17 protein-coding genes and 1 tRNA gene are annotated in these 19,296 nt (G+C 64.1%); 4 read left to right on the top strand and 14 right to left on the bottom strand.

Annotation, left to right across the window (positions count from 1 at the left end; translation table 11 throughout):
* Positions 1 to 139: 139 nt before the first annotated feature.
* Positions 140 to 1,573, top strand: coding sequence for a M20/M25/M40 family metallo-hydrolase (locus AC13EK_RS01330; protein ID WP_069338085.1), 1,434 nt, complete (start codon positions 140 to 142; stop codon positions 1,571 to 1,573).
* Positions 1,574 to 1,638: 65 nt separating this feature from the next.
* Here AC13EK_RS01330 and AC13EK_RS01325 read toward each other — a convergent pair whose 3' ends face one another.
* From AC13EK_RS01325 to ald, 6 genes are all read right to left on the bottom strand, one after another.
* Positions 1,639 to 2,031, bottom strand: coding sequence for a hypothetical protein (locus tag AC13EK_RS01325; RefSeq protein WP_069338084.1), 393 nt, complete (start codon positions 2,029 to 2,031; stop codon positions 1,639 to 1,641).
* A gap of 175 nt (positions 2,032 to 2,206) precedes the next feature.
* Entirely contained in the window at positions 2,207 to 2,770 is a 564-nt protein-coding gene (locus AC13EK_RS01320) for a hypothetical protein (RefSeq protein ID WP_026108717.1), read from the bottom strand.
* The gene (locus AC13EK_RS01315) at positions 2,763 to 4,115 is read right to left on the bottom strand and encodes a sensor histidine kinase (RefSeq protein ID WP_483021986.1); all 1,353 of its coding nucleotides are present in this window, start codon (positions 4,113 to 4,115) and stop codon (positions 2,763 to 2,765) included. The genes AC13EK_RS01320 and AC13EK_RS01315 overlap by 8 nt, the downstream gene beginning before the upstream one ends.
* Positions 4,108 to 4,806, bottom strand: a complete 699-nt coding sequence (locus tag AC13EK_RS01310) for a response regulator transcription factor (RefSeq protein ID WP_069338082.1) — start codon at positions 4,804 to 4,806, stop codon at positions 4,108 to 4,110. Before AC13EK_RS01310 ends, AC13EK_RS01315 begins: the two co-directional genes overlap by 8 nt.
* A gap of 102 nt (positions 4,807 to 4,908) precedes the next feature.
* Positions 4,909 to 5,739 (bottom strand): sulfite exporter TauE/SafE family protein, encoded by an 831-nt coding sequence (locus AC13EK_RS01305; RefSeq protein ID WP_004208288.1) that lies wholly within the window; start codon positions 5,737 to 5,739, stop codon positions 4,909 to 4,911.
* 360 nt (positions 5,740 to 6,099) lie between these two features.
* Positions 6,100 to 7,215 carry an alanine dehydrogenase gene (ald, locus tag AC13EK_RS01300; RefSeq protein ID WP_069338081.1) on the bottom strand — a complete coding sequence of 372 codons (1,116 nt, stop codon included), beginning with the start codon at positions 7,213 to 7,215 and terminating at the stop codon, positions 6,100 to 6,102.
* A gap of 175 nt (positions 7,216 to 7,390) precedes the next feature.
* On the opposite strand from ald, the gene AC13EK_RS01295 reads away from it, so the two are divergent.
* A complete protein-coding gene (locus AC13EK_RS01295) occupies positions 7,391 to 7,858 on the top strand; it encodes an Lrp/AsnC family transcriptional regulator (protein WP_069338080.1) in 468 nt (155 codons plus the stop codon).
* On the opposite strand, the gene AC13EK_RS01290 is transcribed toward AC13EK_RS01295, so the two are convergent.
* Positions 7,855 to 8,757: a peptidylprolyl isomerase gene (locus tag AC13EK_RS01290; protein ID WP_069338097.1), complete on the bottom strand. Its 903-nt coding sequence runs from the start codon at positions 8,755 to 8,757 to the stop codon at positions 7,855 to 7,857. The two genes, AC13EK_RS01295 and AC13EK_RS01290, sit on opposite strands and share 4 nt — an antisense overlap.
* A gap of 138 nt (positions 8,758 to 8,895) precedes the next feature.
* Between AC13EK_RS01290 and AC13EK_RS01285 the strand changes: the two genes are divergently transcribed.
* Positions 8,896 to 8,986 (top strand) — tRNA-Ser (locus tag AC13EK_RS01285).
* 576 nt (positions 8,987 to 9,562) lie between these two features.
* Positions 9,563 to 9,802 (top strand): hypothetical protein, encoded by a 240-nt coding sequence (locus AC13EK_RS01280; RefSeq protein ID WP_069338078.1) that lies wholly within the window; start codon positions 9,563 to 9,565, stop codon positions 9,800 to 9,802.
* A 27-nt stretch (positions 9,803 to 9,829) separates the two neighbouring features.
* Here AC13EK_RS01280 and AC13EK_RS01275 read toward each other — a convergent pair whose 3' ends face one another.
* From AC13EK_RS01275 to AC13EK_RS01245, 7 genes are all read right to left on the bottom strand, one after another.
* Positions 9,830 to 10,474: a pentapeptide repeat-containing protein gene (locus tag AC13EK_RS01275; protein ID WP_069338077.1), complete on the bottom strand. Its 645-nt coding sequence runs from the start codon at positions 10,472 to 10,474 to the stop codon at positions 9,830 to 9,832.
* 112 nt (positions 10,475 to 10,586) lie between these two features.
* The gene (locus AC13EK_RS01270) at positions 10,587 to 12,449 is read right to left on the bottom strand and encodes a methanol/ethanol family PQQ-dependent dehydrogenase (protein WP_080727114.1); all 1,863 of its coding nucleotides are present in this window, start codon (positions 12,447 to 12,449) and stop codon (positions 10,587 to 10,589) included.
* 105 nt (positions 12,450 to 12,554) lie between these two features.
* Positions 12,555 to 13,265: a response regulator transcription factor gene (locus AC13EK_RS01265; protein ID WP_081331779.1), complete on the bottom strand. Its 711-nt coding sequence runs from the start codon at positions 13,263 to 13,265 to the stop codon at positions 12,555 to 12,557.
* On the bottom strand, positions 13,232 to 14,656 hold the full coding sequence (locus AC13EK_RS01260) for a sensor histidine kinase (RefSeq protein ID WP_170828732.1): 1,425 nt from the start codon (positions 14,654 to 14,656) through the stop codon (positions 13,232 to 13,234). The genes AC13EK_RS01265 and AC13EK_RS01260 overlap by 34 nt, the downstream gene beginning before the upstream one ends.
* A gap of 284 nt (positions 14,657 to 14,940) precedes the next feature.
* Positions 14,941 to 17,394, bottom strand: a complete 2,454-nt coding sequence (locus tag AC13EK_RS01255) for a TonB-dependent siderophore receptor (protein ID WP_234792458.1) — start codon at positions 17,392 to 17,394, stop codon at positions 14,941 to 14,943.
* 125 nt (positions 17,395 to 17,519) lie between these two features.
* A complete protein-coding gene (locus tag AC13EK_RS01250; RefSeq protein ID WP_483021985.1) occupies positions 17,520 to 18,494 on the bottom strand; it encodes a FecR family protein in 975 nt (324 codons plus the stop codon).
* Between the two features lie 84 nt (positions 18,495 to 18,578).
* Positions 18,579 to 19,085 (bottom strand): sigma-70 family RNA polymerase sigma factor, encoded by a 507-nt coding sequence (locus tag AC13EK_RS01245; RefSeq protein WP_069338073.1) that lies wholly within the window; start codon positions 19,083 to 19,085, stop codon positions 18,579 to 18,581.
* Positions 19,086 to 19,296: the final 211 nt, after the last annotated feature.

Below are 19,296 nucleotides of genomic sequence, written 5' to 3'. Positions count from 1 at the left end.
TATGCACAACCAAACAGGGCCAGCGGGCATCAATCATCCCCTTGCCGCCGCCCCCGGCTTTCTGCACAGTCGCGCCGCCCAGCCGGGCCAGGGAGACGCATTTCCAAGCGTCGCACAATCAGAACAAGGACATCGCCCCATGCCATCCCGTCGCTTAGTTGCCGCCTTGCCCGCCGCCGCGCTGCTGGCCGCCAGCCTCAGCCCGCTGCACGCCGCCACCGCGGCCGATACACAGGCCCGCGCCGGCGAGGCCGCCTTCCGCACCCTCTACAAGGAACTGGTGGAGACCGATTCGAGCTGGCCCAATGGCAGCTGCACGCTCGCCGCCGAACAGATTGCGACGCGGCTGAAGGCGGCGGGCTATGCCGATGGCGACCTCGATGTCGTGGTCGATCCGGCCCATCCCAAGGAAGGCAATCTGACCGCCATGCTGCGTGGTTCCGACGCCAAGCTGCCCGCGCTGCTGCTGCTCGCCCATATCGACGTGGTCGCGGCCAAGCGCGCCGACTGGACCCGCGATCCCTTCACCCTGATCGAGGAAGGCGGCTATTTCTATGGCCGGGGCACGTCGGACGACAAGGCGATGGCGGCGAGCTTTGCCGACACCATGATCCGCTTCAAGCAGGAAGGCTACAAGCCCAAGCGCACGATCAAGATGGCGCTGACCTGTGGCGAGGAGACGGAGAAGGCGCTGAACGGCGTCGAATATCTGCTGAAGAACAAGCCCGATGCGATGGCGGCCGGATGGGCGCTCAACGAAGGCGGCGGCGGGTCGCTGGACGAAAATGGCAAGCCGGTCAGCCATGGCGTGCAGGCGGGCGAGAAGGTCTATCAGGACTTCACCTTTACCGCGACCGCGCCGGGCGGCCACAGTTCGCGCCAGGAACCGCATTTCAACGCGATCGGCTGGATGGCGCAGGCGCTGGCCAATGTGAATGCCTATGATTTCCCGGTGAACCTGACCCCGGCGGCCAAGGCCTATTTCGGTGCATCGGCGCCGCTCTATCCCAAGCTGTCGCAGCCCATGGCCGCGGTCGGCGCAGGCAAGGCGACCGAGGCGGACTATGCCGCGATCTCGGCCGCCAATCCCAGCTGGAACGCGACCCTGCGCACCACCTGCATCCCGACGCTGATCAATGGCGGCCACGCCCCCAATGCCCAGCCCCAGTCAGTGACGGCCAACGTCAATTGCCGCATCATTCCGGGCGAGGATGTCGAGGCGGTGCGCGCGAAGCTGGCGCAGGTCGGCGGCGACGAGAAGGTCAAGGTGACGCTGGCCGATCCGCCGCAGCCCAAATCGTCGGCGCCGCAGCTGACGCCGCAGATCATGGCGCCGATCGAGGCGCTGACCAAGGAGATGTGGCCGGGCGTGCCGGTGATCCCGCGGCTCGCCACCGGGGCGACCGACGGGCGCTTCACCAATGCGGCGGGCATCCCTACCTATGGCGTGTCGGGCATGTTCGCCGATCCCGATGGCCAGGGGGTCCATGGACTCAATGAGCGCATCCGGGTCAAGTCGCTGCTCGACGGCCGCGCCTTCCTCTATCGCCTGACCAAGGCCTATACGCAGTAATGCGAAAAGGGCTGGCCCGGATGACCGGACCAGCCCTTTCTATATTTGGATCAGCGCCGCGCGGATCAGCGGCCGCTGCTGCCCAGCACCCGGACTTCGCCGACCGGATAGCCCTTCTCGGCCATTTCCTTGGCATAGTCACCACGGGCATCGGCCAGTTCGGTGCGATATTCCTCCCAGGCGTCGCGATTATCCTCCGCATCGCTGGAATGGCGCAGATCCTTGGTCAGTTCCTTGCGCGCCTCGGCCAGGTCGGTCTGATAATTGAACCAGTAGTTGTTCTCCACGCCGGCGATCGGCGCTTCATAGACAAGCTGGTCCTCGACCGACGCCAGCTGTTCCTCATAGCTCACCGGGCCTTCCCCCGGAGCCGGGCCACGCGCCTGGGGCTGGGCCATGGCGGCCATCGGGGTCATGCCGACCATGGCGATGGCGGTCAGAAGCATCGAACGGTTCATGACGTTTCTCCTCTTTCCTCATCGAACCTGCGGCAATAACGCACCGGGACCGGCATTTTGCGCCTGAACGGATGTGCAGAATGGACGAAGCGAGGCGCGGCGGCGGTGGGCCGCAGCGCCCAAAAGGGCCTAATATCGGGCTTTTCCGCCCTGTTTTCAAGTGATTGGGATCAGATCAGCGGATCACCAGATAGAAGGTCGCCGGCGCGCTGCCGCCATTTTCTATCTCGATCGCATAGCGTTCGGTGAACAGCGGCAGCCAGGCGCAATCGGCCTGCGGCGCGGCCACCGGCTTGGCGCACAGCGTGCCGCCATCGGCATTGCGCACCCGGACCGACAGGGATGCGGCCATGCCGGTGGCGCGTGCCACCGAAATCTGCGCGCGCTGGCCGGCAAGGAACAGCTGGCGCAGCGTCACCCGCCCGCCGGCCGCCAGAGACCCGCGGCGATAGGCGGGGCCGAGCGCGCGACCGCGATAGACTGGCCCTGCATGGACGGCGCCGCCGGCCTGCGCCTGCTGCGACCAGAGGGTGGACAGGTCATCCTGCCCCTCGGCCGGGCGCGCGCCGAGCAGCTTGAGAGTGTCGGCCGCCGCCGCGAGTGCGGCTTGATCGCCGCGCGCCTGCGCCAGATCCCCCTCCGCCAGGGTGCGCATCAGCGCATCGGTCGGCATCGGCTCCTCGACCACCGCGACCGGACCGACGCCCAGCATCAGCAGGGGCAGGAAGAGCCTAATCATCCGCCATCTCCGGCTGCACGACGAAGCAGGCGCCGGGCGCGGCATCCTCGACATGGATGGTCAGGCCATGGCGTTCGGCAATCGCACGGGCCAGCGCCAGCCCCAGACCATGGCCGCTGCCGGGCGACGGATCGAGCCGGACATAGCGGTCGAAGACCAGTTCGCGCGCGTCGGCCGGGATGCCCCGGCCATTATCCTGCACGATGATCAGCGGCCCCGGCGCCAGGCTGAGCAGCACGCTGCCGCCACGCGGCACATATTTGAACGCATTGTCGAGCAGGTTGGACAGCAGACGGGTGATCTGCATCGGATCGGCGCGGAAGGATATGCCCGGTGCCACCATCGCATGGAAGGCGATGCCCAGATCCTCCGCGCTGGCGCCATAAAGGTCCGCCAGATTGTCGGCGATCTCGCTGAGATCGACATCGGCGAGACCCCGGCGATCGCCGCGCAGCGCCTGGGTGCCGGCAATGTCGAGCAGGGAATCGAGCAGCCGGACGACGCTGCGTATCTCATCGCGCGACCGGCCGAGGGTCCGCAACAGCCCCTCATCCCCAGTCCGCTCCATCGCCTTCAGGATACGCGTATCGAGATGCATCAGCGGGGTGCGGATCTCGTGCGCGGTCTGATCCGACACGGAGCGCTGGGCCTCCATCAACCGCTGCACCTGATCCAGCATCGCATTGGTGTTCGCCGCCAGTTCGGCCAGTTCGTCGCTCGCCCCGGTGGCGCGGGCGCGCGCACCGATATCGCCGGCGCGCACCGCGTCGAAGACATGGTTGATCCGTTCAACCCGGCGGCGCAGGCGCCGCGCCGCGAAATGGCCGGCGGCAAGGCTGAGCAGGGCGACGATGGCCCCGGCAATGGCAAAGGCGATGGCGAGCCGGGTCTGCAGCGCCCGCGCGCGAACATTGCTGCGCCCCACGATCAGCCGGGTGTCGGGACCAAGCAGCGTCGCCCGCGCGAACATGCGGTCGCCGCCCGGCAGGCGGATCAGCCGGGCCTCGGACACTTCGGACGCCAGGGCGGGCCAGTGATCGATATTGCCCGCCACCCGGCGCCCGGCCGCATCGGCGAGCAGATAATAGGCCTTTTCGCTGTCGCCGCGCTCCATTGCCAGCCGATCGGCGATGCGTGCCCTCAATTCCGCCTCGCCGCTGCTGACATAGATGTCGGCCAGGCCCGCCAGATCGGTATCGACCTCTCGCCCCAGCATCACGCGCCCGTCGGTCTCGACGATCCGTTCGACCACCAGGAACAGCACCAGCGTGGACGCCAGGCTGACCAGCAGGGCCGACAGCGTGACCCGGCCGAAGACCGAGCGCAGCAGGCCGAACCTAGCCATGGGCGGCGATCAACCGATAGCCGGTGCCCCAGACCGTCTCCAGCACGGCGCTATCGAACCCTTCCTCCAGCTTGCGGCGCAGGCGCCCGACATTGACGTCGACGACATTGGTCTGGGGATCGAAACTGAGTTTCCACACATGGCGCAGCAGCATTTCGCGCGTGACCACTTCGCCGGCATGTTCCATGAGGTAGCGGAACAGCGCGAATTCCTTGGGCGACAGCGGCACATGGCGGCCCGCGCGATGGGCCGTGCGCGCCTTAACATGGCATTCCAGATCGCCGAACAGCAGCACCGAATCCTGCTGCAACCGCCCCGCCCGGCGCCACAAAGCGCGCACGCGGGCGACCAGTTCGTCCGGCTCGAAGGGCTTGGCCATATAGTCATCGACGCCGCTTTCCAGCCCCTCGACCCGATGCTCGCTGCGGCCGAGCGCGGACAGCATCAGCACCGGCGCCTCGATCCCGGCGACGCGCATGCGCGTCACCACGTCGATGCCCGAAAGATGCGGCAGGGTGCGATCGAGGATGATGACATGATAGCGGCCCGATGCGGCGCGCTTGAGCCCTTCGGCGCCATCCTCGGCCAGGTCGACGACCATGCCGGCGCGGACGAGGATTTCGGCAATATTGGCGCGGGCCGCCGGGTCATCTTCCACCAGCAGCACGGAAATCGGGTCGGTTTGCGCCATCTTCACCGCCTGTCAGATAGCGCGAACGGCCGCCAGTGACAAAGCCTGTTAAGGCGGTCACTGGCGGCCGTTAAGAAATACAGCCAGATTATCAGATCATTATCAGATCTTGAGCCCCGCGCGCAGCATCAGCGCACCGATGATCAGCAGATAGACGCCGAAGATCTTCTTCAGCGGCCCGGCGGGCAGGCTGTGGGCGGCGGCCACGCCCAGCGGCGCGGTCAGCATCGACATCGATGCGATCGCTATCGTCGCGGGGATGTTGATATAGCCCAGCGACCCCCAGGGCAGGCCGCCTTCGCGGAAGCCGATGATGGCAAAGCCGATGGTGGTCGGGATGGCGATCAGCGTGCCGATGCCCGATGCGGTGGCGATGGCGCGGTGGATGGTGCGGCCGCACAGCGTCATCGTCATGATGGCAATGGTGCCGCCGCCGATGCCCAGCAGCGAGGAAAAGGTGCCCAACCCGCCTGCAATGCCGATGCGCGCCAGTCCCGACGGCATCTGGTCGCTGATCACCTTGCCGTTCAGCACCGGGATCAGGAAGTTGAGCGACATCAGGATGACGCCTGCGCCAAAGATCATCTTGAGCGTGCGGCCATCGACATGGCCCGCCAGCACGACGCCCGCGCCACAGCCCAAAATGATCCAGGGCGCCCATGTCTTGAGGACGTCGAACTCCACCGCCCCGCGCTTGGAATGCGCCAGCAGCGATCGGATCGAGGTCAGGATGATCGTCGCAGCCGACGTGCCGATCGCGACATGGGCGATGCCGTCCTTCGTCCCGCCCAGCAGCGGCAGCACGACCAGCAGCGCCGGCACGACGACGAAGCCGCCGCCGATGCCGAAGATGCCGGCGGCAAAGCCGGCGAGCAGACCGGCGGCCAGCATGGCAACCAGCGGCACGAGCCAGGTCATGATATCACCGGACATCAGCACGCCCCTTTCTGCAGTGCGCGACCGGCGCGCATGATGGAGCGATCGCCTTTTTGGATCAAGGCGGCGAATGTGGGGAAATCGACCATGATGTTAAACCATGCCTCTCTTCGGCGGAACCAGGATGCATGGGGGGCATGTGGTCATGTCCCCCTGCCCGACTAGACGAACGAGATCTTGGAACCCGCAAGAGAATCCATGGCGTTTATTTGACAATCGGGAAACAAAGCCCGGCGACGCGACGTCGCGCCAGACGAAAAACGGCGCAAAATAAAAGGACGCCAGCCCCGCAAGGGAGGGCTGGCGTCCTTTTGCCCGGCGCCTGTCGGGGACGCCGGGAAACAGGGGGTGGCGCGATCAGGCGATCGCGTCTTCCGCCGGGGTGTAGGGCAGGCCCAGATCGTCGGCGACGGCCTTGTAGGTGACCTTGCCGTCCCAGACATTGAGGCCCGCGAGCAGGTGCGGATCGCGGCGCAGGGCGTCCTTCCAACCCAGTTCGGCGATGCGCAGCGCGTGCGGCAGGGTCACGTTATTGAGCGCATAGGTGCTGGTGCGGGCGACCGCGCCGGGCATGTTGGCGACGCAATAATGGACGATGCCGTCGATGATGTAGGTCGGGTCGGCATGGGTGGTGGCATGGCTGGTTTCGAAGCAGCCGCCCTGGTCGATTGCGACGTCGACCAGCACCGCGCCCTTCTTCATGGACTTGAGCATGTCGGCGCTGACCAGCTTGGGCGCGGCGGCGCCCGGAATCAGCACCGCACCGATCACCAGATCCGCCTCGGCCACGCATTCGGCCAGGTTCGCGCGGTTCGAGAAACGGGTCTTGGCCCGCGCCTCGAAATACATGCCCAGCTTTTCGAGCACTTCGGGATTGCGGTCGAGAATGGTGACGTCGGCGCCAAGGCCGGCCGCCATCTGCGCCGCGTTGAAGCCGACAACGCCGCCGCCGATCACGACGACCTTGGCCGGCAGCACGCCCGGCACGCCGCCCAGCAGCACGCCGCGGCCGCCATGCGCCTTTTCCAGCGCGGTCGCGCCGGCCTGGATCGACATGCGGCCGGCCACCTGGCTCATGGGCTTCAGCAGCGGCAGGCCGCCGCTGGCGTCGGTCACGGTTTCATAGGCGATGCAGGTCGCACCTGAGGCGATCAGGTCGCGGGTCTGCTCCGGATCGGGCGCGAGGTGGAGATAGGTGTAGAGGATCTGGCCGGGGCGCAGCATCGCGCGCTCGACAGCCTGGGGCTCCTTCACCTTGACGATCATCTCGGCGCGCGCGAACACTTCGGCGGCGGTGGCGATGATGGTGGCGCCGGCCCGCTCATAGAGCGCGTCATGCGCGCCAATGCCCTCACCCGCGCCGGTCTCGACCAGAACCGCATGGCCATGGGCCGTCAGTTCATGGACGCTCTCGGGGGTCAGGCCGACGCGATATTCGTGATTCTTGATTTCCTTGACGGTGCCGACGATCATGAGACGCTCTCCATTTTGCAGCGGGATGGCCCATCCTGAAAGGACAACGCAGCCCCGCCGGTTGTGGCCCCATCATATCGCCAAGCGGGTGGCGATTGTTCCCTGATTTGCGCTTGCGATCGCCCGCATGCAGGATGATATATCGCGAAATCTTATTTCATCGGGATGACATTGCATGGATCGGTTCGACATCGCGTTGCTGGAGGCGCTGCAGAGCGATTCCCGCCGGTCGATGAACGAGCTGGGCGAGCAGATCGGCCTCTCCTCCTCCGCCTGCCATCGCCGCATCCGCGCGCTGGAGGATGCCGGCATGATCGAGGGCTATGCCGCCCGGCTCGATCCGGCCGCGCTAGGCCTGACGCTCCAGGCCTTTGTCGAGATTTCGCTGACCAGCCAGAGCCGCGAGGCGATGGAGCGGTTCGAGACGGCGGTCGCCGGCTTCCCGGAAATATTGGAATGCCATCTGATGGCGGGCCAGGCCGACTATCTGCTGCGGGTCGCCGCCGCCGACCTCAAGGGCTTCGACGCGGTCCATCGCGACTGCCTCGCCCGCCTGCCCGGCGTGTCGGCGATCCGGACCAGTTTTGCCATCCGCCGTATCCGCGACTGGCGCGGCTATCGGCTGCGCGATCTTCCTCTTTAAGGCGCCAATCGCACCGGCACCGGCGCATTGCACAGATCGACGCCACCCGCCGGCCAGTCGTAGAAATCATCCTTCCGGTTGGCGCGCAGCCGCAGATAATCGGCGAAGCTGGCCGAGCCGGTATCCAGCACCTGGACATGTGGCTGCTCCGCCTGCGGCAGATCGCTTGCGAGGCGCACCGAGACGATCGGCAGCTTGCGCTCGGCATCGGTATAGAAGCCCAGATCACCACTGCCACGCGGCAGGCTGGTGAGCGCCGTCATCCCCTCGACGATGCGACCGACCACGGCGATGTTGCGATCGAGCTGGCGCGGCGCCTGACCGATCACGGTATAGAGTTCCGCCCCCGTGCCGGCATCGGGCGACATGTTGCGGCCGACGCCGATCATACCATAGCAGTGTGGCAGCCAGGCGGCGTCCCCCTCGATCGCCACCGGCCAGCCATCGATGAAGCCGGTCGCGCGCGCATAGGGATCGGGATAGGGCAGCGGCGTCAGCTTCGCCTTCATGCCCCCAAGCGGCTGGACATAGTCGGCCGGACTGGTCGGCGCGAGGCCGGTAGGCAGCGACTTCTTCTCGGTCGCGTCGCCCCATTGGACGACATAATTGTCCTGCACCCGGTTGATGCTGGTGCCGTCCCACCAATGCGCGGTGGCGAGCGCGCGGATATTGGCGACATGGCGCGGCCCGAATTGCGGCGCCAACTGGATCAGCACGCGCTTGCCGCCCTCGATCGTCATCACCAGCAGATCCTGCGCCGGGACGGCACGCCAGGCACTGGCCGGCGCCTGCGCCACGACCGCGCTGGGCGTGGCCGGCGGATCGGCCGCATCGGCAACGGCAAGGGGCAGGATGGCGATGAAGGGCGCGAGCAGCGCGGCACGGCGGGGAAGGGTCATGACCCGATCAAACAATTGCCGCGCAAGAAAGTAAAGCATCCCCTTGCCTAGTGCGTTGTCGCGCGATAGGGAGCCGCCTCCAGTGCGATGGAATATGAACCCGATTCACGCCGCTTACAGCGACGATGGGGTTCCTGCGGAGCGGTGGCCGAGTGGTCGAAGGCGCTCGCCTGGAAAGTGAGTATACGTCAAAAGCGTATCGAGGGTTCGAATCCCTCCCGCTCCGCCAACATCTTCAACAACTTGTTTATTTTAAACGCTTGTATGAAGTGTGTTGATTTCCAATCCACATATTGTTCCACATACTTGTCAGGAACGGCCGGGAACCACCAGGACGGTAAGGCTTTTCAGGAACCAGAGCTGGCTGCACCGACGGCCTGCCAATCCAAAGGCGACGTCGGAAGACTATGGCCGTGGGTTTGGAACCTTAGTCGGCGACAATTGGAGCGTGACCGCTGGCGACGAGCCATCACCGTAGCTGAACTCCGAAATCAGCCTCCCCCCATCATAACTAGCACGATGATATCGAAGAGCTCCAGCGCGATGTCGAGATCAGATGGGGGGGAGACCACCCAGTGCGTCGACGAACCCGGTTATACGGTGGTCGATATGTTCGGCCGCTGGCAGCCTTTCGGCACCGGACGCCTTACCCTGCTCACGTATGTCCATAATCTGTTCGACGTCAATTCTCGCGCGCATACAAGTGTCGCCGATTACACCACCATTCTCGATTTCGAGGGCGTCGTCGGGGTGCGACATCCGCCTGGCCGCATCCAAGCGCTTCTGACGATGCCCAGTGCGCACCATGCGCTTCGGCTATGGCATCGATGCCGAACTGTGGCTATTGCTGCTGGCGATGACCTGCTGCGCCATCATCATCTATGATAAGGTCGACCGCCGGCTGACCCCGAAGCGGAGCGCCCAAATTTGGCGGGGTTTCAGCGCCCGCTTTGCGCCAACCTTGCGTCCGGCGTTCCACGATACCCGCTCCCGGGCGCTGGGATCAAATTCTGATAATCCCATGACATGCCTCCTGAGGCTATGATGGCCACGGGACAAACGCGCGACACGTCTACTGATTGCGTTGCCGCTCCCGTTCCTCCGTCTGCCAGACGGTATCGCCGCTTTGCCAATGGGTCGGGCAGCCCCTGCAATCCTTCATCCATGCATCCTGGAACACGGCAAAGCGCAATTGCACGCCATCCATGACGGCGCGTTCCAGGTCGGCTTCGTAGAATTTGGCTTCCATGAGGTCGGTGTTGATGAAGCGCGCATCCTGGAAGCTTGCTCCCTTGAGCAGTGCCTTTTCCAGCGTGGCGGCAGTCATGTCGCTGCGGTCGAATCGCGCTTTGGCTGCGCGGACGAAGGACAGATCGGTGCCGCGCAGCGATGCCCCTTCCAGACGGGTGCCGCCCATGAAGGCGGTGCTCATCCGGGCGCCGTCGAGGTCGGCGTTGGTCAGCTTGGCGCCAGTCAGATTGGCATGGCGCAGATCGGCGCGCGCCAGTTGTGCTCCGGTCAGGTCGGCGCCGCTGAGGTCGGCATTGGCCAGATCGGCAAAGCGCAGGTCGGCGCCGGGGCAATTCGCCTCCGGTCCGATCCGGCAGCCGTTGACGATCCAGGGATCGGGGCGTTCCTCGACATTGGTGATGAGCATCTGGGCAGTGGCTGGCGGGACAGTCAGCGATGCGGCCAGCAGGGACAGGATGATGCGCATGGCAGGTTCCCCATGAAAACGGAGTCCGCCCGGTCGGTCGGCAAGGGAGGCGCCGGCCGACCGGGCGGATCGGCACCAGGGGTGATGAATCCCCGGTGATGCCAGAAGGGGATCAGCCTTCGGGCAGTTCGAACACCCAGAATGAGCCACCCTGGCTGACCGAGCGCGTGAGGTCGGCCATGTCGCCACCCCATAGCGGCACCGCGCCGCCATAGCCCGACGCAAGGCCGATATATTGCTTGCCCCCCATCTCCCAGGTGATGGGCACAGACACCACGCCCGACCCGGTCTGGAATTTCCACAGCTCCTCGCCAGTCTTGGCGTTGAACAGCTTCACATAGCCGTCGCTGGTGCCCTGGACGACGATATTGCCCTTGGTGGTCAGGTTGCCGCCCCATAGCGGCAGATGTTCCTTTGCCTCCCAGGCGATCTTGCCGGTCTTGGGGTCCAGCGCCCGCAGCACGCCGACATGATCGTCGAACTGCTTGCGGATGCGGAAGCCCTGGCCAAGATAGGCGGCACCCTTGTTGTAGGTCACATTCTCGGTCCAGTAATCCTCCGACCAGTCGTTGGACGGGATGTAGAACAGTCCGGTTCCCGGATTGTAGGACATGGGCATCCAGTTGGTGCCGCCCAGGAAATTGGGGGTGACCTTGATCACGTCCCCCTTGTCCTGGCCTGGTGCAGGCGGCGGCGGGCGTTGCCCCGGATTTTCGATCGGCCGGCCATTGGCTACATCCCATTTGCTGGCCCAGCTGATGTTCGGGACGAAGGGATAGATGCCCAGCGCCGATCCCTTCTGCTTGCTGATCTTGCCGTCGCGTTTGGTCAGCTTGTCGAGATCGGTCAGGAAGAAATAGCCGTTGCGATCGGCATGGGCGCCGGCGCGGATCGTCTTGCCGTCCTTTTCCAGATCGAACAGCACGATCGGATTATTGCCCGAAAAGTCCCAGGCGTCGTTGGGCGTATGCTGGAAGAAGCCCACCGGCTCGCCGGTCGAGGGTTCGATATAGACCTGGCCTGATGTATAGAGACTGTCGCCCGGCGAACGCTTCCAGGTATTCCATGGCGCGGGATTGCCGGTGCCGATGACGATCGTGTTGGTCTTCACGTCAAAGGTCGCCGACTGCCAGGGCGCGCCGCCGCCATGGTTCCACGCCTCGACTTTCTTGCCATCCTTGTCATTGGGCCAGCTCGGCGCCTTGGGATCGCCGGTGAAGCTCGACGGCTTGCCGTTGAGGCGCCCCTGATGCCCCTCGACCATCGGGCGCATCCAGATTTCCTCGCCAGTGTCGGGATCGCGGGCATACAGTTCGCCCACCACGCCGAATTCATCACCGGACGATCCGTGGATCAGCATGACGCGGCCGGTCTTCTGGTCCTTCACGATCGTCGGCGCGCCGGTCATGGTGTAGCCGGCCTTGTGATCCTGGAACTTCTTGTTCCACACCACCTTTCCGGTCTTGCGATCGAGCGCGATCATGGAGGCGTCGAGCGTGCCGAGGAAGATCTTGTCGCCATAGATGGCCGCGCCGCGATTAATGACGTCGCAGCAGGGACGGATGTCATCGGGCAGACGTGCGGTGTAGGACCAGATCTTCTTGCCCGTCGCCGCGTCCAGCGCAAATATCCGGCTGTAGGATGCGGTCACATAGATGACACCGTCATAGAAGAGCGCCTGGCTTTCCTGCCCGCGCTGCCGCTCGTCGCCGAAGGAGAAAACCCATTTGGGCACCAGTTTCTTAGCGGTGTCGCTGTTGATCTGGTCGAGCGTGCTGAACCGCTGGGCCCGCACGCCTAGGCCGTACATCAGCACATTGTCGTTGCTCTGCTCGTCATTCAGGATGTCGTCCCAACTGACGCCTGGCAGCTTGAAATCATGCTTGGCCGCGGCCCCATTCTGGCCCAGCGCCGGCCCCGCCAGCATCGTTGCCAGCGCCGTCATCGCCGCCAGCCGCCCCCTTGCTCCTCGCATCGCATCCTCCTTGGCAGTGCGGCTTGATCGCCGCTTACCCGGAGAAGTGTAGGAAGGCTTTCTGAGAGCGTCCTGAGCGCTTCATGAGATCCCTCTCAATATCGCTCATGCTTTGGTCCCATGCCGTAGCATGAAACCGACCCCACGCACCGTCAGCAGGTCGGGCGCGCAGGCGTGCGCGGCCAGGCGCTTGCGCAAATAGCCGACATAGACGTCGACGCTGTTTTCCGTGACGTCGGCGTCGGTGCCCCACGCTATGTCCAATATCTGGCTGCGCGATACCACCTGCCCCGCCTGACGGGCCAGACACAGCAGCAGGTCGAACTCGCGCCGGCTGCAATCGAGCGGCTTCCCCTCGATCTGCGCCGTCCGGGCACGAATGTCGATCGCCAGCGATCCCAGCGACAGGCGCTCGGCATCGCGGCCTTCGCGACGTCGAACCATGACCGCCAGCCGCGCCAGCAATTCCTCGAAGGAAAAAGGCTTGGTCAGATAATCATCGGCGCCGCAGCGGAACCCCTCCAGCTTCTCGTCCAGGCTGGCGCGCGCGGTCAGCATGCAGATCGGCAAGTCGACCCCGTCCTGCCGCAACTCACGGCAAAGATCTGCTCCATCCATATCAGGCAGGCCAAGGTCCAGGATCGCAGCATGGAACAGGCCGGATGCCAGTCTTGGACGAGCCCGCCGTCCCGATGTCTGCCATTCCACCATATAGCCTTCGGCCATCAATCCGCGATGGACGAAGCGGCCGATGCCCGGATCATCTTCCACCAGCAGGATGTTCATGACACCACCGGCAAGGTCAGCGACACGCACAGGCCCTCCCTCATGCGGTGATTGGCAGCGTCCAGTTGGCCGCCATGCCGATCTGCGATCCATCGCGCGAGCGCGAGCCCGAGCCCGGTGCCACCCCGGCTGCGTCCGACATCAGCCTGGAAATAGGGATCGAAAATCCTGACCAGATCGGCTTCCGCTACGCCCGGCCCATCGTCGCTGATCGCGATACGCGCGCGATCGCCGTCCGATCGCATATCCAGCCGGATCATGCCGTCGGGCGGCGAGAATTTTATGCCATTATCGATGATGGCAACGAGGGCCTGGCGCAATCGATCGGGGTCGCCGACGACCGGCACCGCATCGCTTGCCGCTTCAAGTTGAAGCCCGATACCGCTTGATCGGGCGAAAGGGGCCACCATGGCATGGGCGTCGCGCAGCACGAGGGCAAGGTCGATCGGCCGGGGCGCGACCGACAAGGCGCCGTCTTCCGCTTGGGCCAGCGCCAGCAGATCATCCAGCCGCCGATGGAGGAACTGGCCGCTGTCGACGATATGGACCAGCGCATCCTCTAGTGCGGCGCGATCCTCCGGCCGGCGCAGCGCCACTTCCGCTTCACCGCGCATCACAGTTACGGGCGTGCGCAGTTCATGGCTGACCTTGGACAGGAACAGCCGACGCCGGCCATCGATGTCGCGCAGTCGCTGATTGGCCTGTTCCAGGGCCGTCGTGCGCGTGGCCACCTGCGTCTCGATCGCTTCCGCCATGTCGTTGAACTGGGCGGCCAGATGCTGCAGTTCGTGCAGCCCCTGCAGCCGAACGCGCGCCGGGGCCCGTTCTGCCCTGAGCCTGTCTGTGCCATCGATGAGCGTAGCGATGGGCGCCACAATGCCGCGCCACAGTAGCCAGCCGGTTGCGCCACACAGCAGCAGGATGAAAAGCGCCACGCTGCCGATCAGCCAGCCGCTCCAGCGCTGGGCTTGCGCGATCGATTGCGCGGCCTCCCGCGCCTCCTCCTGTTCCCGGACGGCGATGTCATGCGACAAAGCGCGTGCCACCCTCCATCGCGCCCGATCGGGATCGGCGATGACCCCGGCCAGTTCTTGCGCTCTTGCCCACTCATGGGTTTGCTGGGTCTGACTTTCCGCGTCGGTATCGATCAGGTGGCGTTCGTTTTCAATACTGTCCAGATAGGCCCGCATGCCGACCGCGATGGCCTGATCCATGGCAACATGCTGTGACCGATCGGCCAGTTGCCGGGCGACAATGTCCGTCTCCAGCCGGGTGACCAGCAACGCCTGATGCTGGGCCATTTCGATCCGCGAAAGTGACCGAGCGGCGAGCCTGTGATGCCAGATCGATGTCGTGATCAGCACAGCGAGCGACAATGTCAGCGCCAATGCGCCCGCGACCATCGCCTTCCTGAAGCTCACCGGCACCTCCCCGATGCGCAGTCATCCGCACCTGCATGGATGCCGAGCATAATGGGCCAGGCCGCGCGGTTGGATCATACTTTGGTCCAATAAGGTTTTCCGGCCTATTCGAGACGTTCAGCCGCCGATTTTCCACTCCCAGGTGCGGCCGGTCCGCTATGCCATTCTGGATAGCCAAAGTTGGCCTTAGGGAGGCAGCCGGGTTGGTCCCGTCGGCGTATCAATTTTCAAGCATGCGATGATGCGGCGATCCGGTACTTAGTCACGCGGATCGCCGCGATCGCTCAGATCTTGCCGCGCAGCGTCAGGCGGAAGTTTCTTGGTTCACCGTAGATGTTGTAGAAGATGGCGTAGCCAGGAATGCGCAGATAGGTGCGGTCGAACAGGTTGTTGACCACCAGCGACAGGTCCCAGTTCTCCGAAACCCTGTAACCTGCCTTCGCGTTTACAATGGCATAGGCATTCTGCCGGATCAGATCGGTATACATATTGCTCTGCGCCTGCACGCCAGCACCCAAGGTCAGCCCGGATGCCCAGCCCTGCACACCGGCCTTGCCAAGGTCGAACTGCGTCCACAGCTTGAACATCTGTTCCGGACTTTGCGCGGGCAGGAAACGCTGGCCGACATTGGTCGGATCGGTATCGCTCAGATATTTCTGCTGGTTATAGGTATAGCCCAGCGTGATGTCCCAGCCGGGCAGCGGACTGCCGCCGATGTCGACTTCGACGCCCTGGCTGCGGACCTTGCCTGCGGCACGCGAGCAGGTGCCGTCGATAGTTCCGCCACAACCGACATTCACTTCGTCCACGATGGCGCGGTTACTGTCATGGATACGGAACAGCGCGACGGAGGCGTTGAGCGCATCGTTGAAGAAGCTGCCCTTGACGCCCGTTTCCATCTGCCAGCCGACGCGCGGCGCCAGCGTGCGGTTGTTCACATCCTGCGCTGTCTGGGGCACGAACGTGTCGGTATAGCTGGCATAAAGGGTCAATTGGTCGGTCACGTCCAGCACCACGCCAGCATAGGGCGTGAACCGTCCGCTACTCTTCGCGCTGCTATCGATCCAGGGCGTCACCTCGGGGACCACATCGCGATCCTTGATCTTGAAGTTCGTCAGGCGACCGCCCAGCACGATCGTGAGCGGATCGGCGAGGCGGATCCGCACGGACCCATAAAAGCCCGTCTGCGCCGTCACGGTTTCGTAGCGGTAGGTTATATTCTCGTCGATGATGGCCGACAGGTCATGATCGTTCAGCACATCCCAGGCACCAGGATTGACGAATTTCGTGCCGCCGATGAAGTCGTATCGCGACCGATTGACGCCAATGGTCAGGTCATGCGCGCGTCCGAACAGGTGAAGCGGTCCCGTCACATGCGCGTCGAAGCTGTGCCATTTCGTTTCCTGCTCGACCCGGCCTGCGGACAGGCTGGGCACGAGGCCCGTCTCGCGGTCGATGGCGTCGCCGGGAAACACGGAATAGCCGCCATAGTCCATGCGGCGCAGGCTGTAGGCGGCCTTGAACGACCAGTCGCCGCCAAAGTCATGACTGAGGTCCACGAACATCTCGCGCGACCGCTGGCGGGAGGTCGCATCGGACCCGGTGAACGATCCACGAGCCGGTACGCTGTTATCGTCGTACAGAGGAAGACCGAAGCTGTTGATGAACTTGCGCTGCGAGTAGATGCCGCTGACGCCGATGGTCGTGCGGGGCGTCAGATCATATTCGACCACGCCATAGATGCCGCGATCCTTGTTGAAGCCGACGTCATAATATTTGTCCTCGTCCTGATAGACGCCGACGATGCGCGCTCGCAGATTGCCCGATGCGGTCACCGGGCCGCCGACGTCGATTTCGCCACGATAACGATCCCAGGAGCCTAGGCTCGCCAGCCCTGCAATGGCGAGCACATCCGTCGGGCGCTTGCGCACATAGTTGATCGTGCCGCCCGGTTCGCCACTGCCGGTGAGCAGGCCGGACGGGCCTCGCAGCACCTCGATCCGGTCGAAAAAGGCCAGGTCGTCCGTGTTGGAACTGGCCTTGTCCGACCCCTCCTGCTGCGGCACCCCATTATATTGCGCATTGGCTGCATAGCCGCGGATGATATATTGCTCCTGCCGTTCATAGCCGAAGCTGCGCACGCCCGTGACCTGATCCAGCGCTTCGCTGACGGTCGTCATATTCTGGTCGTCCATGCGCTTGCGCGTAATGACGCTGACCGACTGGGGGATTTCACGCAGTGATTGCGCGCTTTTGCCTACCGTCACCTTCGTAGGCGCGTAAGAGCCAGTCCCCTCCGTCGCGCCGGGATCGGAGGATGCAACCAAACCGGCTCCTTGCGCGCCCTCAACCCGAACCGGGCCAAGCTGAACCGCGTCGACCGAAGCGTGCGGCGCAGGCTCCAATATCGCTGTCGTGCGACTGGTAAAGCGGAAGGTCAGGCCTGTGCCCGCCAGCAACATGCTCAATGCCTCGGCCGGGGCATGATTGCCGGACACGGCAGCACCGGTTTTACCAGCGACAAGCCTGGTATCGGCCGTCACCTGAAGACCCGACTGACGTCCGAACTGCATGATCGCTTCGGTCAGGGGCTGGGCGGCGATGTTGAAACTGCGCTGGCCAGCGGGCTGGGCCTGCGCGCTCGGCGCGAGCGTCATGGTGGCGCTGGCTGATGCCAGCAATAACAGACCAAGCGCCTTCGTTCCCGCCACCATCTTATGGCTGTTGCCCCCGAACATGATTACTCCTTCGTTTGAATGAATGTGGAACGAGCAATCGATAATGCGTCGCAAGAACCACTCATTCATTCCACGCTGGCGAAGTCGGGCTTTTCAAAAACAGGGAGAAAGAAATGTGAAATTTCTCAGGAAACGATCATCAGCCAGGGCGTAATCCGGGTAATGCTTCCGCCATGCGGTTCCACTAGGGCACGCAGTGCCTCTTCCGGATCGGACAGGCGGTAGATGCCGGTCACGCGCTTCGCCCCCACGCCATCGTTGGCGAGAAGGATCCGGCCCCTGTACCAGGGGCGCAGTTCCTCGATCGCGTCGGCGACCGTTCGGCCGCGAATGATGACCGATCCTGACTGCCAGATACCGGCCAGGTCGCTTGCCTGATGGCCTTTGTCGATGCCTTTTCCTGACACCGCTGCGATCCAGTCTCCCGCGTTCAGCACCGCTTTCGGCGCCGCCTGCCTGCTATCGTTGCGTGCGCTTTCGTCGATGCGGACACGGCCATGCCCCACGGCCACGCTGCGATCCGTTCCGATCATCCGGACATCGAATGCCGTACCGAGCGCCGTCGCGCTGATCCGGTCGGTCCGCACCCGGAAGGGACGGGATTTGTCGGGATGCACTTCGAACCATGCCTGTCCCTTCAGCAGTCTGACATCGCGGCGTTCCACCGAATAGGCGACGGCAATCGCGCTGTCGGGGCCGAGATGTATGCGGCTGCCATCGTCCAGCCGGATATTCGCCAGGTGCCCGGCCGCCGTCATATGGTCGGCCTGCATCCGCAGAAGCAATGCGGGACCGACGAGGATGGCGAGGCAGGCTGCGATCGCCGAGATCGCAGTCACCTTCCACAAGCGCCGCAGGCGCGAGGCGCCGTAGGCTGGTGGCGGATCGGACGCTGGCACCAGATACTCCGGATGGCGGGCTTCGACATCACCGATCAGGTCGAACAGCGCCTGCATTTCACTCCAGGCCCGCAGATGGTCCGGATCGGCATCGCGCCAGACAACGAACCGTCGTTCCAGATCCCTGTCGTCCGGCGCCTCGCGCAGGCGAATGAGCCACTCGGATGCCTCCATACTGATATGATCAGCCTTATCCGACATGGACAGTCTCTCCACAGCGCGACGGATGGCGCTTCTCCATATGCGCACCGCTCCATGGATAGCACGTTCGGGCGATCTGCTTTTTCAAGGCTGAGTATCCATGCGGCACTGGCGATGGCATTCCGCCAGTCCCTGCGCGATCAGCAGATGGGTGAGAGACACGGAAATACTCAGTCGGTCGGCGATTTCGCGCAGCTTGAATCCGCCCAATCGATACATCTCGATGGCGATGCGCTGCCTTTCGGGCAGACTGGCAAGAGCTTGCTCGACACAGTGCAATTCCGCCTGCGCGGCAACAACTGCTTCGGGAGACGGAGTGTCGTCGGGCACCTCTGCCAGATGTGCATCACCGCCCTCCGCCAGATGGCGCGACTGCCGGCGCGCGCGTCGCTGGACGTCGATAGCCAGATTACGGACGATCCGGTACAGATAGGGCACAGGATCCCGCAGCACACCACGCCCCAGCGCTTGCCGCAAATGCAGCCAGGCGTCCTGAACGACATCCTCCGCCTCGGCGCGGCTGCCCACTATACGCTCGGCATAGTCGATCAGCGCGCGTCGATGCGCGGCATAGATATTCAGGCCGATCATGTCGGGACTCAAGACCTGCCCTTCGTCTCACCAAGTGCGCTGTCGCAGCGGCACGCTCAGGAAGCGGGGCTGATTATTGCGATCAATTCTCAATTCATAGAGGCGTCGAAGCTGAGTTGCAACCAGTGCCAGCGGCTGAAATCGGAATGCGAAGGTAAGCGTGTATGACTGATATGGGGCGCGTAGCGGCACGCGCCGCGCGAGGTGGGAC

Source organism: Sphingobium sp. L-44, from assembly GCF_056859495.1.
Note: the sequence above shows the minus strand (reverse complement) of the source record. Positions and strands in the feature narration are given on the sequence as shown.

Bases quoted from the DNA above. Each gene is read 5' to 3' on its own strand.
- AC13EK_RS01330 (WP_069338085.1), top strand. From the start codon at position 140: ATGCCATCCCGTCGCTTAGTTGCCGCCTTGCCCGCCGCCGCGCTGCTG.
- AC13EK_RS01325 (WP_069338084.1), bottom strand. From the start codon at position 2,031: ATGAACCGTTCGATGCTTCTGACCGCCATCGCCATGGTCGGCATGACC.
- AC13EK_RS01320 (WP_026108717.1), bottom strand. From the start codon at position 2,770: ATGATTAGGCTCTTCCTGCCCCTGCTGATGCTGGGCGTCGGTCCGGTC.
- AC13EK_RS01315 (WP_483021986.1), bottom strand. From the start codon at position 4,115: ATGGCTAGGTTCGGCCTGCTGCGCTCGGTCTTCGGCCGGGTCACGCTG.
- AC13EK_RS01310 (WP_069338082.1), bottom strand. From the start codon at position 4,806: ATGGCGCAAACCGACCCGATTTCCGTGCTGCTGGTGGAAGATGACCCG.
- AC13EK_RS01305 (WP_004208288.1), bottom strand. From the start codon at position 5,739: ATGTCCGGTGATATCATGACCTGGCTCGTGCCGCTGGTTGCCATGCTG.
- ald (WP_069338081.1), bottom strand. From the start codon at position 7,215: ATGATCGTCGGCACCGTCAAGGAAATCAAGAATCACGAATATCGCGTC.
- AC13EK_RS01295 (WP_069338080.1), top strand. From the start codon at position 7,391: ATGGATCGGTTCGACATCGCGTTGCTGGAGGCGCTGCAGAGCGATTCC.
- AC13EK_RS01290 (WP_069338097.1), bottom strand. From the start codon at position 8,757: ATGACCCTTCCCCGCCGTGCCGCGCTGCTCGCGCCCTTCATCGCCATC.
- AC13EK_RS01280 (WP_069338078.1), top strand. From the start codon at position 9,563: ATGCGCTTCGGCTATGGCATCGATGCCGAACTGTGGCTATTGCTGCTG.
- AC13EK_RS01275 (WP_069338077.1), bottom strand. From the start codon at position 10,474: ATGCGCATCATCCTGTCCCTGCTGGCCGCATCGCTGACTGTCCCGCCA.
- AC13EK_RS01270 (WP_080727114.1), bottom strand. From the start codon at position 12,449: ATGCGAGGAGCAAGGGGGCGGCTGGCGGCGATGACGGCGCTGGCAACG.
- AC13EK_RS01255 (WP_234792458.1), bottom strand. From the start codon at position 17,394: ATGTTCGGGGGCAACAGCCATAAGATGGTGGCGGGAACGAAGGCGCTT.
- AC13EK_RS01250 (WP_483021985.1), bottom strand. From the start codon at position 18,494: ATGTCGGATAAGGCTGATCATATCAGTATGGAGGCATCCGAGTGGCTC.
- AC13EK_RS01245 (WP_069338073.1), bottom strand. From the start codon at position 19,085: ATGATCGGCCTGAATATCTATGCCGCGCATCGACGCGCGCTGATCGAC.